Source organism: Pseudotabrizicola sp. 4114, assembly GCF_031457365.1.
GTDB lineage: Bacteria > Pseudomonadota > Alphaproteobacteria > Rhodobacterales > Rhodobacteraceae > Pseudotabrizicola.
In genome coordinates, this window is sequence record NZ_JAVDWP010000008.1 from 63,015 (window position 1) to 77,426 (window position 14,412).

The 14,412-nt window shown below is 64.1% G+C and carries 9 protein-coding genes and 1 tRNA gene; 3 read left to right on the forward strand and 7 right to left on the reverse strand.

Going from position 1 to position 14,412, the window contains the following annotated elements:
- Positions 1–27: 27 nt before the first annotated feature.
- The 3 genes from J2X53_RS16815 (at position 28) to J2X53_RS16825 (ending at position 2,476) form a co-directional block, all read left to right on the forward strand.
- Entirely contained in the window at positions 28–1,155 is a 1,128-nt protein-coding gene (locus J2X53_RS16815) for a MerR family transcriptional regulator (protein ID WP_349038649.1), read from the forward strand.
- A 96-nt stretch (positions 1,156–1,251) separates the two neighbouring features.
- Positions 1,252–1,329 (forward strand) — tRNA-Pro (locus tag J2X53_RS16820).
- Between the two features lie 70 nt (positions 1,330–1,399).
- Positions 1,400–2,476, forward strand: coding sequence for a 2'-deoxycytidine 5'-triphosphate deaminase (locus tag J2X53_RS16825; protein WP_349038650.1), 1,077 nt, complete (start codon positions 1,400–1,402; stop codon positions 2,474–2,476).
- Between the two features lie 133 nt (positions 2,477–2,609).
- On the opposite strand, the gene J2X53_RS16830 is transcribed toward J2X53_RS16825, so the two are convergent.
- The 7 genes from J2X53_RS16830 to J2X53_RS16860 all read right to left on the reverse strand — a co-directional run bounded on the left by J2X53_RS16830 (position 2,610) and on the right by J2X53_RS16860 (position 14,409).
- Positions 2,610–4,235, reverse strand: coding sequence for an alpha-D-glucose phosphate-specific phosphoglucomutase (locus J2X53_RS16830; protein WP_349038651.1), 1,626 nt, complete (start codon positions 4,233–4,235; stop codon positions 2,610–2,612).
- A complete protein-coding gene (gene glgX, locus J2X53_RS16835) occupies positions 4,232–6,358 on the reverse strand; it encodes a glycogen debranching protein GlgX (protein WP_349038652.1) in 2,127 nt (708 codons plus the stop codon). Before glgX ends, J2X53_RS16830 begins: the two co-directional genes overlap by 4 nt.
- The gene (gene glgA, locus J2X53_RS16840) at positions 6,355–7,779 is read right to left on the reverse strand and encodes a glycogen synthase GlgA (protein ID WP_349038653.1); all 1,425 of its coding nucleotides are present in this window, start codon (positions 7,777–7,779) and stop codon (positions 6,355–6,357) included. Before glgA ends, glgX begins: the two co-directional genes overlap by 4 nt.
- A gap of 81 nt (positions 7,780–7,860) precedes the next feature.
- On the reverse strand, positions 7,861–9,132 hold the full coding sequence (gene glgC / locus J2X53_RS16845) for a glucose-1-phosphate adenylyltransferase (RefSeq protein WP_349038654.1): 1,272 nt from the start codon (positions 9,130–9,132) through the stop codon (positions 7,861–7,863).
- A 20-nt stretch (positions 9,133–9,152) separates the two neighbouring features.
- Complete coding sequence (gene glgB, locus J2X53_RS16850) at positions 9,153–11,333, reverse strand: 1,4-alpha-glucan branching protein GlgB (protein ID WP_349038655.1); 2,181 nt, start codon at positions 11,331–11,333, stop codon at positions 9,153–9,155.
- 43 nt (positions 11,334–11,376) lie between these two features.
- Entirely contained in the window at positions 11,377–13,770 is a 2,394-nt protein-coding gene (locus tag J2X53_RS16855) for a glycogen/starch/alpha-glucan phosphorylase (protein ID WP_349038656.1), read from the reverse strand.
- 291 nt (positions 13,771–14,061) lie between these two features.
- Positions 14,062–14,409 (reverse strand): DUF5368 domain-containing protein, encoded by a 348-nt coding sequence (locus J2X53_RS16860; protein ID WP_349038657.1) that lies wholly within the window; start codon positions 14,407–14,409, stop codon positions 14,062–14,064.
- Positions 14,410–14,412 lie beyond the last annotated feature (3 nt).

The following is a 14,412-nucleotide window of genomic DNA, read 5'->3' on the forward strand; positions in this document are numbered from 1 at the left end:
CCGCATGACACAAGGAGAGCGCGGCGCATGAACAAATCGCCCGACGCCTTCCGCACCATTTCGGAAGTTGCTGACCTGCTCGAGACCCCGGCCCATGTGCTGCGGTTCTGGGAAAGCCGGTTTCCGCAGATCCGCCCGGTCAAACGCGCGGGGGGGCGGCGCTATTATCGCCCGGCCGACGTGGCCCTGCTGACCGGCATTAAGCGGCTGTTGCACGAAGAGGGTCTGACGATTCGCGGCGTGCAGAAAATCTTGCGCGAGCAAGGCGTGCGCCATGTCTCTGGCGTTTCCGATGACAGCACCGACATGGACGAGGATGACGATCTGGCAACCGCGCTGGCTCAGGCCACCGGCTCGCCCGAACTGTCCGAAAGCCTGCCGCCGGCAGAGGCTGAAACCGCCCAGATCATCGCCCTGCAAGCCGCCCTGCGCGCGCCGGTGGTCACGCCCCCCGCCCCTGTGGCAGAGCTTCCCGAGCCCGAGGCCGATGGTCCTGCCGGTTGGCAAGACGACAGCGAGGCGGAAGAGGCGGGCGTCAGCTTGCCCGACGACGACCCACCACATATTGCCGAACCGCCACCTCCGGTGACGGCGGAACCTGTGCCGACTGCGTCTGGGCCCACAGCGCCCCCGACCTCCGCCCCCGTTGTGGCCGATCTGTTTTCCCGCGCGCCCCCCCCGCCGCCCGTCGCGCCGCCCAGCATGCCGGAAACCCCGGTGGCCGAGGCGCCGATGGCCGTCTGGGCCGATGAGGCAGAGACGCAAGATCTGTCGCCGGACGAATCGGCAGACAGCGGATCGCGCGGGTCCGTGCCCCCCCTTGCGCTGCGCATCACCCGGATAGGAGCGCCTCCCGTTCCGGCCCCGGCTGAGGCAGCAGAGTCTGGGCCAACAGTGCCAGAACCTGCGAAGGCTGAACCTGCAAAGGCTGAGCCTGCCCCAGCTGAGCCCGCACCGGCTGAGCCCGAACCGGCCCCCCCTCAAGCCATGACCGAACACCCGGTGGTGATCACTGGCCCGACCCTCGCGCAAAGGCTGCGTGCAGTGCCAGCAGCAGATCTGTCACCGGCTGACCGGCAGCGCCTGACGGACATCCGGGATCAGGCTCTGACCCTGCGCGCCCGGCTGTCCGGCCCGGCGCGGGCGCAAGGCTGAGTCCTGACGTTTTGTGGGGCCCGTCGTTTTGTCACGAGACTCCGGTGCTTTCCTGCTTGTGCCGCCCGCGAATATCAGTATGTATCCCGGCATGTTCGGGCCGTAGCGCAGCCTGGTTAGCGCGTCCGTCTGGGGGGCGGAAGGTCGAGAGTTCGAATCTCTCCGGCCCGACCATTTCCAAAATCGCCCGCTTGGCTTTGCGCCTTGCGGGCGGTTTTCATTTACAGCCTTTGGGGGGTGCGCCATGACGAAGACCGGGGTTCTTGCCGCGCAACAACTGCGCCAGATGATCACCCAGGGCGCGATTCATGCGACCCCCGCGATCCTGCCCGAACAGGTCCAGCCCGCCAGCCTTGACCTGCGGCTGGGCACCATGGCCTACCGCGTGCGCGCCTCGTTTCTGGCCGGCAAGGGCCGCCCGGTGGCCGAGCGTCTCGCCGAGTTCGAGATGCACCGGATGGACATGACCGATGGCACGGTGCTGGAAAAGGGCTGCGTTTATGTGATTCCGCTGATGGAGCGGCTGGCCCTGCCCGCCGGATTGTCAGCGGTGGCCAATGCCAAATCCTCGACCGGGCGGCTGGATCTGCTGACCCGGCTGATCACCGATGGCGGCACCGAATTTGACCGGATTCCCGATGGTTACGACGGCCCGCTTTATGCCGAGGTCTGCCCCAGGTCGTTCTCGGTGCTGGTCCGCGCCGGTCAGCGGCTGAACCAGATCCGGTTTCGCCATGGGCAAGCGGTCCTGTCCGATGCCGATCTGGCCGCGCTGCACACGGTCGAGCCGTTGGTCGATGGCACCCCGGTGATCTCCGAAGGCCTTGGCTTTTCGGTCGATCTGCGCCCCACTACCGGCGATCTGGTCGGCTACCGGGCCAAGCCGCATACCGGCGTGGTCGATCTGGACCGGATTGGCCATTACCCCGCCGCCGAGTTCTGGGAAGAAATCCGCACGCTTGACGGCCGCATCATCCTCGATCCCGGCGCGTTCTACATTCTGGTCAGCCGCGAGGCGGTGACCATCCCGCCCGATTACGCGGCTGAGATGGCCCCCTATCTGGCGATGGTCGGCGAATTCCGCGTGCATTACGCCGGGTTCTTCGACCCCGGCTTCGGCCATGCTGCCGCAGGGGGCGCAGGCTCGCGCGGGGTGTTGGAGGTGCGCTGCCACGAAGCGCCTTTCGTGCTGGAACATGGGCAGGTGGTGGGCCGTCTGGTCTACGAGCGCATGGCCGAACGTCCCGACGCGCTTTATGGCGAGAAAATCGCCTCGAATTATCAGGGCCAAGGCCTGAAGCTGGCCAAGCAATTCCGCTGAACGACACCGCTCCGGCCAGACGAAAGCTGCGGACGCCTCCGGCGGGAGTATTTGGCAAGCAGCAATGACCAGGTAAGCGCCCTTTGCATTGCTGCTTCTGAAATACTCCCGCCGGAGGCGTCCGCCCTTTGGCTCAGGTCACCACATCCGGCGTGGTGCGGCCGGTAAACTCCTCCAGCCGCGCAAGCGAATGGGCCGCGCGGATCACCGGGGCCAGAGCCTGTTGCGGGTCATGGTCCAGCCCGCCCGGGCCGGGCGTGTAGCGTTCGAGATAGACCCGCAGCGTGGCCCCTTCGGTGCCGGTGCCGGACAGGCGCATCACAATGCGGCTGCCATCGGCGAACAGGATACGCACGCCCTGTTGCGCGCTGACGGACCCGTCTATGGGGTCGGTGTAGGCGAAATCATCGGCGGCGGTGATGGTCATGCCCTCGATCTCGCGCCCCGGCAGGCCGGGCAACAGATCGCGGAGGGCCGCCATCATCGCATCGGCCTTGTCGGTTGCAATCGCCTCGAAATCATGGCGGCTGTAGTAGTTGCGGCCATAGGTGGCCCAATGGTCGCCCAGAATTTCGGCCACCGACTGCTTGCGCGCGGCCAGAATGTTGAGCCACAAGAGCACCGCCCAAAGCCCGTCTTTCTCGCGCACATGGTCCGATCCGGTGCCAAAGCTCTCCTCGCCGCAGAGGGTGACCTTGCCCGCGTCGAGCAGGTTGCCAAAGAATTTCCAGCCTGTCGGCGTTTCAAACTTTGCGATCCCCAGCGCATCGGCCACCCGGTCGGCGGCGGCAGAGGTCGGCATAGAACGCGCCACACCGGCCAGGCCGCGTGCATAGCCGGGGGCCAGATGCGCATTGGCGGCCAGCACCGCAAGGCTGTCGGAGGGCGAGACATAGATCCCGCGACCCACCACCATGTTGCGGTCGCCGTCGCCGTCGCTTGCCGCGCCAAAGTCAGGGGCGTCCGGCCCCATCATCTCGGCCATCAGCTCATGCGCCCAGGTCGGGTTCGGATCGGGGTGCATGCCGCCGAAATCGGGCAAAGGGGTCGCATGGGTCACGGTGCCCTTGGGCGCGCCCAGACGGTGTTCCAGAATGTCCACCGCATAGGGGCCGGTCACCGCGCACATCGCATCCATCCGCATGCGAAAGCCGCCTGCGAACAGCGCGCGCAGGGCGGGGAAATCGAACAGGGTTTCCATGAGTGCTGCATAATCGCTGACCGGATCGACCACATCGACGATCATGCCGCCAAGGTCAGAGCGCCCGATGGTGTTCAGATCAACATCCTGCGCCTCCAGCATCTTGTACTCGGTAAGCTCTGTCGTGCGCTGAAACATCGCCTCGGTCACCTGCTCCGGGGCCGGGCCACCATTGGGCATGTTGAACTTGACGCCGAAATCCTCCTCCGGCCCGCCGGGGTTGTGCGACGCGCTCATGATGATGCCGCCATCGGTCTGGTTCAGACGGATCAGATGGCTGGCAGCGGGCGTCGACAGGATCGCACCCTGCCCCACGATCACCCGCGCCGCGCCATTGGCGGCGGCCATCCGCAGGATGACCTGCGCGGCGCGGTCGTTGAAATAGCGCCCGTCACCGCCCAGCACAAAGGTTTTGCCTTTTGCCCCCACCACATCGAAAATCGCCTGCGTGAAGTTTTCCAGATAGTGCCGGCCCATGAACACCGGCGTTTTCTTGCGCAGGCCAGAGGTGCCCGGTTTTTGTCCGGCAATCGGTTGGGTGGCGACGGTGGTGATCATGGGTGTTCTCCTTGGGCTCGCCCCTCCTCCGGGGCGGAGCGAAACATCAAGACAGACTGCGCCGGCAACTCGGCAGGCGCGGGTCCGGTGGTCAGATCGGGGCGCGTGGTGTCCAGCACCAGCTCCCATCGGGCCGAGGCGGGCAAGGTCAGCGGGACAGCACCACCACAGTTGAAATAGGCCAGCACCGCATCGCAGCACGGATCCCCGCCTTCGGCAGCCATCCGCAGCTCGACCCCCAGCGCGCGGAACGCCGGGTCGTGCCAGTCCTGCGGGGTGGGCGCGCTGCCATCGGGTTTGCGCCAGCTGACATCCGGCAGACCATCGGCGGCCCGTTTGCGCGCGTGCAGAAAGCGGCGTTGCCGCAACACCAGATGCGCCCGGCGCAGCGCGGTCAGCCGTGCGATGAAATCGGTCAGCGCGGGGTCGGGGTCTGACCAGTCGAGCCAGGTCACCGCATTGTCCTGCGCATAGGCGTTGTTGTTGCCGCCCTGAGAATGGCCCAGCTCATCGCCCGCCAGCAGCATCGGCACGCCTTGGCTCAGCATCAGCGTCGCCAGCAGGTTGCGCTTGCGCAGCGCGCGCGCCGCCCGCACGGCGGGGTCATCGCTCGGCCCCTCCACCCCCATATTGTCGGCATGGTTGTCGGAATGGCCGTCGCGGTTGTCCTCGCCATTGGCCCAGTTGCGCTTGACGGTAAAGCTGACCAGATCCTCCAGCGTAAAGCCGTCATGCGCGGTCAGGAAATTCACCGAACTGGTGGCAGAGCGCCCGGAATGGTCAAACCGCTCGGCGCTGCCAAGCAGGCGCTTGGCCAGATCCGGCGTCATCCCGGCATCGCCGCGCCAGAACCTGCGCACCCCGTCGCGGAACTGGTCGTTCCATTCGTGAAACGGATGCGGATACTGCCCCAGCTGATAGCCGCCAGGGCCAATGTCCCACGGTTCCGCAATCAGCTTGACCCGGCTCAGGACCGGGTCTTGTCTTATAGCATCGAAGAATCCGCCGTTGGGATCGAAACCATGCAGTTCCCGCCCCAGCACGGTCGCCAGATCAAATCGGAAGCCATCGACGTGACAAACCTCCACCCAATAGCGCAGGGAATCCATCACCATGCGCAGCACCATCGGATGCGTCAGGTTCAGCGTGTTGCCGGTGCCGGTGTCATTGACATAATGCCGCCCGCCATCGGCCAGCCGGTAATAGCTGGCGTTATCAAGGCCGCGGTAGCACAGCGTCGGCCCCCATTGATCGCCCTCGGCGGTGTGGTTGTAGACCACATCCAGAATGATCTCGATCCCCGCCGAATGCAGGCGGCGCACCATGGTCTGAAACTCCCACAGCGCGCCACGTGCCATATAGCGCGGCTCGGGCGCGAAAAACGCCAGCGTGTTATAGCCCCAATGGTTGCGCAACCCCTTGGCCACCAGAAAGCGGTCATCAGGAAAGGCCTGCACCGGCAACAGCTCCACCGCCGTCACCCCCAGCTTTTGCAGATGCGCGATCACCGGGTCAGAGGCCAGCGCGAGGTAGCTGCCCCGCAGCGGCTTGTCCACGCCCGGGTGCAGTTGCGTCAGCGCCTTGACATGCGTCTCATAGATCACCGTCTCGCAGCGCGGAATGCGCGGGGCGGCGTCATTGCCCCAGGTGAACGAGGTGTCGGTCACCACCGCCTTTGGCACCGCGAACGCGCTGTCCCGCGTGTCAAACGACAGATCACCCCGGCTGGAGCCGATCTTGTAGCCCATCACCGCATCGGACCAGCGCAGCCGCCCCTCCAGCGCGCGGGCGTAGGGGTCCAGCAGCAACTTGTGCGGGTTGAACCGATGGCCCTGCTCGGGCGCATAAGGCCCATGCGCGCGAAAGCCGTAGACCGTGCCGGGCGTCAGCCCGCCGACATGCATGTGCCAGATGTCGCCATCGCGCTCGCGGAACGGCAGCCGCACCATCTCCTTGCGCCCGTCTGCCGAAAACAGGCACAGCTCGATCAGCTCGGCATGGGCCGAGAACACCGCGAAATTGACGCCGTCGCCCTCAAGGCTCGCCCCCATCGGCCAGGGCCGCCCCGGCCCGACCGCATGGCCCGGCAAGCGCGCGGGCAAGGGCGTCAGCCCCGGTGTCATGCGCGCAGGCTTTCGTACAGGGCGGCGTATTCCGCAGCCGAGGTTTCCCAGCCGACCGGATGCGCCATCGCGTTCCTTTGCAGCCGCGCCCACAACTTGGGCTGGGCATGGACCTCCACCAGCTTGGTCAATGCCTGACCAAAGGCCAGCGCATCGGTCGGATGGAACACGACCCCCGTCGCGACACCCGCAGCCAGAGTCGCCGGTGAGACGCCGATCACCGTATCCGCCAGCCCGCCCGTCGCCGCCACCACCGGCAGGGTGCCAAAGCGTAAGCCATACATCTGGGTCAGCCCGCAGGGCTCGAACCGCGACGGCACCAGCACCGCATCGGCCCCGGCAAACAGCCGGTGGCTCAGCGCCTCGTCATACCCGATCCGCACCGCCACCCGGCCCGGATGCGCCTGCGCCAGAGCGCGCATCGCCGCCTCCAGCCCCGGATCGCCAGAGCCGAGCACGATCAGACCACCGCCCGCCGCGACAAAACCGGGCACCACCTGCGGCAGCAGGTCAATGCCCTTCTGATCCGTCAACCGGCTGACCACGATCGCCAGCGGCCCCGGCACCTCGACCCCGAATTCCGCGCACAGCGCCGCCCGCGCCTGCGCCTTGCCCCCCGGCGCCTTGGCGCTGTAGGGCCGCGGCCCGGCCTCGGGCGACCACAGCCCGGTATCGACCCCGTTCAGAATGCCCGACACGCGAGCAGAACGCGCCGCCACCACGCCTTGCAGCCCCATCCCGAACTCGGGCCGCATCAACTCGGCCGCATAGGTGGGCGAGACGGTGGTGATCCAGTCCGCCGTCACCAGCCCGGCCTTCAGGCTCGACAGCCCGCCGTAATACTCCAGCCCGTCGGGATAAAACTGCTCGCCCGGCAGCCGCAACTCGTTGATCAGGCTGACCGGCGCCCAGCCCTGAAAGGCGATGTTGTGAATGGTGATCACCGATTTCACCGCACCCGCCCCCTGATAGGCAAGATAAGCCGGCGCAAACCCGGCCTGCCAGTCATGCGCGTGCAGCACATCCGGCCGCCAATCCGCAATCCCCTCACGCGCGATCCGGGCGGCCACCCAGGACAGGGCGGCAAAGCGTTGCGGATTGTCCCACCAGTCGCCCCCCGGACCGCTATAGGGCCCGCCCTCGCGGTCATAGAGATGCGGCGCGTCCAACAGCAGCAGCGCTATCCCCTCGGCCTGCCCCGCATAAACCGTGCCATGGCCGCCAAACAACCCCGGCTCTTCCCAGAGCGGGGTCATCTGCGCCAGCATCGGGCGCAAGGCGCGGTAGGCCGGGATCAGCACCCGCATGTCCCACCCGACGGCGGCCAGCGCGGCGGGTAAAGCGCCGACAACATCGGCCAGCCCGCCAGTCTTGACAAAGGGCACACATTCCGACGCAACAGACAGAACCCGACCCGTCATCTTAGCCCCTTTATCTTGGCTCAAATATCCTCGGGGGGTCCGGGGGGCAGACAGCCCCCCGGGGTTTCCACCCGAAATCCCCTAGTCCAGCTTTCGCGCCCGCATATCCAGCATATCTTGCGTGATCAATACGATACCCGCCTCGGTGCGGCGGAACCACTTTGCATCTTCTTCCGGGTCTTGCCCCACCACCAGCCCTTCGGGAATGATCACCCCGCGGTCAATCACGCAATTGCGCAACTCGACCTTGCGGTTGACGCAGACCTGCGGCAGCGCCACCACATGATCCAGCGTGCTCCAGGAATGGGTGCGGCAGCCGGTGAACAGCAGCGAATTGCGCACCTCAGACCCCGAGACGATGCAATCGCCCGACACCAGCGAAGACACCGCCATGCCGCGCCGGCCTTCGGTGTCATGAATGAACTTGGCCGGCGGCAGAATCTCGGCATAGGTCCAGATCGGCCAGCTGTTGTCATAAAGGTCCAGCTTGGGCACAAACTCGGTCAGGTCGATATTGGCCTGCCAGAACGCATCAATCGTGCCGACATCTCGCCAATACGGCTCATCCTCCAGCCCCGCCGTCACGCAGCTGTCGGCAAACTTGTGCGCCACCGCTTTGCCGTTCTTCACGATCTGCGGAATGATGTCATTGCCGAAATCATGGCTGGAGTTCGGGTCTTCGGCATCGCGGATCAACAGATCGCGGAGCAGATCCCAGTTGAAGATATAGATCCCCATCGAGGCCAGAGCATTGTCGGGATCGCCGGGAATGCCGGGCGGATCGGCGGGCTTTTCCAGAAACTGGGTGATGTTCATTTCGGCATCGACATGCATCACGCCAAAGGCCACAGCCTCCATCCGGGGCACGGTCAGACAGCCGATGGTCACATCGGCCCCCGACGACACATGCTGCTGCAGCATGATCTCGTAATCCATCTTGTAGATATGGTCGCCCGCAAGGATGATGACGTATTTGACCTTGTAATCATCCACGATATCAATGTTTTGCGTGACCGCATCGGCGGTGCCCAGATACCATTTCGTCTCGTCCACCCTCTGGCTGGCGGGCAGGATGTCCAGATATTCATTCCGCTCGGCCCGGAAAAACCCCCAGCCACGCTGCATGTGGCGGATCAGGCTGTGCGCCTTGTACTGCGTGGCAATCGCCATCTTGCGGATGCCCGAATTCAGCGCGTTGGACAGGGCAAAGTCGATGATCCGGGTCTTGCCGCCGAAATAGACCGCCGGTTTGGCGCGGCGGTCGGTCAGTTCTTTCAGGCGGCTTCCCCGTCCGCCTGCCAGAACAAAAGCCATGGCCTGTGACGAGAGCCGTGTGTTTGGTTTTGCCTTCATGATCCCTCCCTCTTCTTGCGTTACGCAAGACCCCCCTGTTTCAGATAGACCGCCGACAGCGGCGGCACTGTGACAACCGCCGACCACGGCCGGCCGTGGCACTGCACCTCCTCTGCCGTGATCCCGCCCAGATTGCCGCGATTGCCCCCGCCATAAACAACCGCATCGGTGTTCAGAAGTTCCGCCCAATCGCCGCCCGCAGGCAGCCCGACGCGGTAGCGCCGGTCCACCGGGGTCATGTTGACCAGCGCCACCACCATCGCATCGCCCGGTCTGCCCTTGCGGACCCAGGCGTAAACGCTGGCCTCGGCGTCATTGCTCTCGATCCACTCGAACCCCTCGGGCCTTGTGTCGTTCACATGCAGCGCGGGCGTGTCGCGGTACACCCGGTTCAGATCGCGCACCAGCGCCTGAATGCCGGAATGCGCAGGGATTTCAAGCTGATGCCAGTCGAGGCTCTGGTTATGGTTCCACTCTGCCCCTTGGGCAAACTCCTGTCCCATGAACAACAGCTTCTTGCCCGGATGCGCCCACATGAAGCCGTAATAGGCGCGCAGGTTGGCGAATTTCTCGTCGCCATTGCCCGGCATCTTGCCCAGCATCGAGCCTTTGCCATGCACCACCTCATCATGGCTGATCGGCAGGATGTAGTTTTCCGACCACGCGTAATGCAGGCCAAAGGTCATCATGTGGTGGTGAAACTTGCGGTGGATCGGGTCTTTTTCCATGTAGGACAGGGTGTCGTTCATCCAGCCCATGTTCCATTTGAACCCGAACCCAAGCCCGCCATGGTTCACCGGACGGCTGACGCCCGGAAAGGCCGTCGACTCCTCGGCCACCGTCATCACGCCGGGGCTCTCGCCATAGGCCACGATGTTCATGCGTTTGAGCATGGCAATGGCTTCGTAATTCTCGCGTCCGCCGTCGCGGTTGGGCACCCATTCGCCCGCCTTGCGGCTGTAATCGCGGTAGAGCATCGAGGCGACTGCATCGACGCGCAGCCCGTCGATATGGAATTCCTCCAGCCAATACAGCGCGTTGGAGACCAGAAAGTTCTGCACCTCATTGCGCCCGTAATTGTAGATCAGGGTGTTCCAGTCGTTGTGAAACCCCTCGCGCGGGTCGGCATGCTCATAGAGCGGGGTGCCGTCAAACTGGCCCAGCCCATGCGCATCGGTCGGGAAATGCCCCGGCACCCAGTCGAGCAGAACGCCCAGGTCCCTTTTATGAGCGGCATCAATGAACGCCCGAAACTCCGGCGGGGTGCCGTGGCGGATGGTGGGAGCAAACAGGCCCACCGGCTGATAACCCCAGGAGCCATCAAACGGAAATTCGCTGACGGGCAGCAATTCGATATGGGTAAAGCCCATATCGACTGCATAATCAACAAGTTGCTCGGCGAGCTCAATGTAGGATAGCATCCGGTCGCCCGGCGCGCGCCGCCATGAGCCCAGATGCACCTCATAGACCGAGATTGGCGCATCGACATTTTGCCGCGTGTGCCGGGTTTCCATCCAGTCAGCATCATGGAAGTCGCCGGAGATTGTCCTGACAACAGAGGCATTTGCAGGCGGATGTTCAGAGCCGAAGCCAACCGGATCGGCCTTGAGCGGCAGGGTCTGGCCACCCGGACCGCGCAGTTCGTATTTATAGGTCGCGCCTTCGCCCAGACCGGGCACAAAGGTTTCCCACACGCCGGTAGCACCACGACGGCGCATCGGGTGGCGGCGGCCGTCCCAGATGTTGAAATCCCCCACCACCGAGACGCGTTCGGCGTTCGGAGCCCAGACTGCGAAATGGGTGCCCGACACCCCTTCATGCGTGATCACATGCGCGCCCAGCACCTGCCACAACCGCTTGTGCGTGCCTTCGCCCAGCAGGTATTCATCCAGCTCGCCCAGCACCGGACCAAAGCGGAAGGGATCTTCGAATTCCCAGGTGGTGTCATGACCGGTCGCGCGCAGACGATACGCCGCCTTGCGCGGCAGGGTTGCGATGAAAATCCCCTGCCCCCAATGGCTTGCCTCGGTTTGCTGACCTGATTTCCCGGTCAGGACCCACAACCGTTCCGCCCCCGGCACAAAGGCGGTCACCACCCATTTGCCACCGCGCTTGTGCAGGCCCAGCACCGAAAACGGGTCGCCGTGACGCCCCTCGGCAATGGCCCAGGCCACGTCTTCGTCGATCGTGATATCGGCCATGCTGGCTCCTCCCAAAGTCAGCGCGCCCGGTCCGGCCCCGGCGCTACAGCGCCGAGGTCACGTTCCAGACGTCTTTCATATAGCTGCGGATGGTGCGGTCCGAGGAAAAGAACCCCGACCGCGCCGTGTTCAGAGCCGCCATTTTCACCCAGTTGTCGCGGTCAGCATAGGCGGTATCGACCCGCGCCTGCGCCTGATCATAGGCGTCGAAGTCACTGGCCACGAGGAAATAATCGTGATGCCAGACCCGGTGGACCAGATCATGGTAGCGGCCCTTGTCATCGGGGCTGAACCGGCCTTCGGCGATCATCTGCAACACATCCTGCAGCGTCTGGCTGGCCTCGATCGCCTTGCGGGCGTGGTCGGGGTCTTGCCGCCGCGCCATCGCCTCAGCGGTGGTCATGCCGAACAGGAAGAAGTTGTCGTCGCCAACCTCTTGCAAAATCTCGACATTCGCGCCGTCCAGTGTGCCGATGGTCGGAGCACCATTGATCATGAACTTCATGTTTCCGGTGCCCGACGCCTCTTTGCCGGCGGTCGAGATCTGTTCCGACAGATCCGCCGCCGGGATCAGCCGTTCGGCCATCGAGACGTTGTAATTGGCCGGAAAGACGATTTTCAACAGATCGCCGCTGATGGGGTCGTTGTTGATAACCTCGGCCACATCATTGATAAGACGGATGATTTCCTTGGCCACTGCATAGCCCGGTGCTGCCTTGCCGCCAAAGATCTTGACGCGTGGCACCCAGTTGGCATTCGGGTTCTGCTTGATCGCTTCCCAATGGCCGATGGTCTGCAGGATGTTCAGAAGTTGCCGTTTGTATTCGTGGATCCGCTTGATCTGCACGTCAAACAGCGCATCCGGGTTCACCATGATGCCCTCATGGCTGGCCAGCCAGTCCGACAGCGCCACCTTGTTCGCGCGTTTGGCCGCATCAAATTCGGCGCGGAAGGCTTTGGTTTCAATCGGTTTTTCCAGACCCTTGAGCAGATCCAGATCCGCCTCCCAGCCTGATCCGATGGTATCGGTGATCAGGCCCGACAGCGGCTTGTTGCACATCTTCAGCCAGCGGCGCGGGGTTACGCCGTTGGTCTGGTTCACAATCCGGTCGGGGTGCAGCGCGTGCAGTTCCGGGAACAGGTTCTTCTTGATCAGGTCGGAATGCAGCGCCGAGACGCCGTTGACCTTGTGCGCCATGATGAACGCCAGCTCGCCCATCCGCACCTCATGGTGCTTGACGATGCCGATGTAATGCGGGCGACCCCGGTGCTCGGTCTTGTGCCAATGGTCGATCTGCTCGACGATCTGCATATGGCGCGGCAACACGTTGCCAAAGGTATAGGTGGCCCAGCGTTCCAGCGCCTCGGGCAGCAGGGTGTGGTTGGTATAGCCAAGGCAGGCCCGCGCCACCGGCAGCGCCTGATCGAACGGCATGTCATGATCATCGACCAGCAGCCGGATCAGCTCTGGCCCAGCAATCGCCGGGTGGGTGTCGTTCATCTGGATCGCAACATGATCGGGCAGTTTGCGCAGATCGGAATGCGAGGTAAGAAAGCGGCGCAGAATGTCTTGCAGGGCGGCAGAGGTCAGGAAAAACTCCTGCTTCAGGCGCAGTTCCTTGCCCTGATAGGTGGTGTCATCGGGGTAAAGCACGCGCGACAGCGTGCGCGCCAGCGTCTCCGGCTCGGCGGCAGCGGCGTAATCGCCCCGGTTGAACCGGTCGAGGTCGAACATCGTGGTGGGCAGCGCCCCCCACAGCCGCAGCGTGTTGGCCCATTTGCCCTGCCAGCCAACCACCGGCGTGTCATGCGCCGAGGCCACTAAGGTCTCCCCAGGCACCCAGACATCGCGGCCGCCCTGTTGCTCGATATGGCCCTTGAACGGGATCACATAGGCCGCTTCGGGCCGCGCGAACTCCCACGGATGATCCTGCTTCAGCCAATCCTCGGGGGTTTCGACCTGACGCCCGCCTTCAAAGCGCTGGCGGAACAACCCGTGTTCATAGCGGATGCCATAGCCATAGGCCGGGCAGCCCAGCGTGGCCATCGACTCCATGAAACAGGCCGCCAACCGCCCCAACCCGCCGTTGCCAAGGGCTGCATCCGGCTCATCTTCGACAAGGGTGCGGAAATCCTGGCCAAAGCCGGCCATCACCTCTTCGGCCTGATCGCGCAGGCCAAGGTTGACGGTCGCATCCTCCAGCAGACGCCCGATCAGGAATTCCATCGACAGGTAGTAAACCCGTTTGTGATCGGTGCCCCAGGTCTTGCGGGTCGAGGCGAACCACGGCTCCATGATCTGGTCGCGGATCGCGAATGACAGCGCCATGCGCCAGTCATAGGTGCTGGCGTGATCAACGTCCTTGCCCAGCGTAAAGGCCAGATGCCGCAGAACATTCGCTTTCAACGTGGTCGGATTGGGGCTGAGATCGTTCACATCGGGTTCCACGGTTTGGGGTTGCGGCACATCCGCCTCAGGCTAGTCGCGTGGCGCGCAGGGTCAAGCACCCGCACCTTTGCCACGCCTTCCCCCTTGGCGTCATGTCACGAAGCCTGAACCAACAGTTACCGCAATCGCCCCGCAAACGCACGGAATTAAATCTGTTATTTATCGGGTACTTAAATCTTTCAAAGCGCTTTGAATGATCCGGCTTTGCTCCGGTCGCAACCCAAGACGCGCCGCGACGGCAGAACCGTCACGGCGCGCGTGCTGCCCAATCTGCAGGCATCAGTCCTGTTTGCGCAGCAAAGACTGGGCGGTGTAGACCAGTATCGCAAGGCCGATTGCCCCGGCTGCCGCGACCGCCAGCAGCACCAGCACATCAACCGGCCCGCCAATATCGCGGAACCCGGACGAGGTGATGCCCTGCACGAACAGCACGGCGGCAATCGCCCCGAACGGCATCGACAACTGCGCCAGCAGAAACTTGCGCATCGACATCTGCCGGTCGCGCAACAGCACGAACAGATAGGCCGCGGTCACCACAACAGCGACACCGGCCATAAGCCAGAACAGCCCCCGCCCGAACATCTCTTCCCAGACCGCGATCAGCGTCTGAAGTGTCAGATCCTTCATGGT

Bases quoted from the DNA above. Each gene is read 5' to 3' on its own strand.
- J2X53_RS16815 (WP_349038649.1), top strand. From the start codon at position 28: ATGAACAAATCGCCCGACGCCTTCCGCACCATTTCGGAAGTTGCTGAC.
- J2X53_RS16825 (WP_349038650.1), top strand. From the start codon at position 1,400: ATGACGAAGACCGGGGTTCTTGCCGCGCAACAACTGCGCCAGATGATC.
- J2X53_RS16830 (WP_349038651.1), bottom strand. From the start codon at position 4,235: ATGATCACCACCGTCGCCACCCAACCGATTGCCGGACAAAAACCGGGC.
- glgX (WP_349038652.1), bottom strand. From the start codon at position 6,358: ATGACACCGGGGCTGACGCCCTTGCCCGCGCGCTTGCCGGGCCATGCG.
- glgA (WP_349038653.1), bottom strand. From the start codon at position 7,779: ATGACGGGTCGGGTTCTGTCTGTTGCGTCGGAATGTGTGCCCTTTGTC.
- glgC (WP_349038654.1), bottom strand. From the start codon at position 9,132: ATGAAGGCAAAACCAAACACACGGCTCTCGTCACAGGCCATGGCTTTT.
- glgB (WP_349038655.1), bottom strand. From the start codon at position 11,333: ATGGCCGATATCACGATCGACGAAGACGTGGCCTGGGCCATTGCCGAG.
- J2X53_RS16860 (WP_349038657.1), bottom strand. From the start codon at position 14,409: ATGAAGGATCTGACACTTCAGACGCTGATCGCGGTCTGGGAAGAGATG.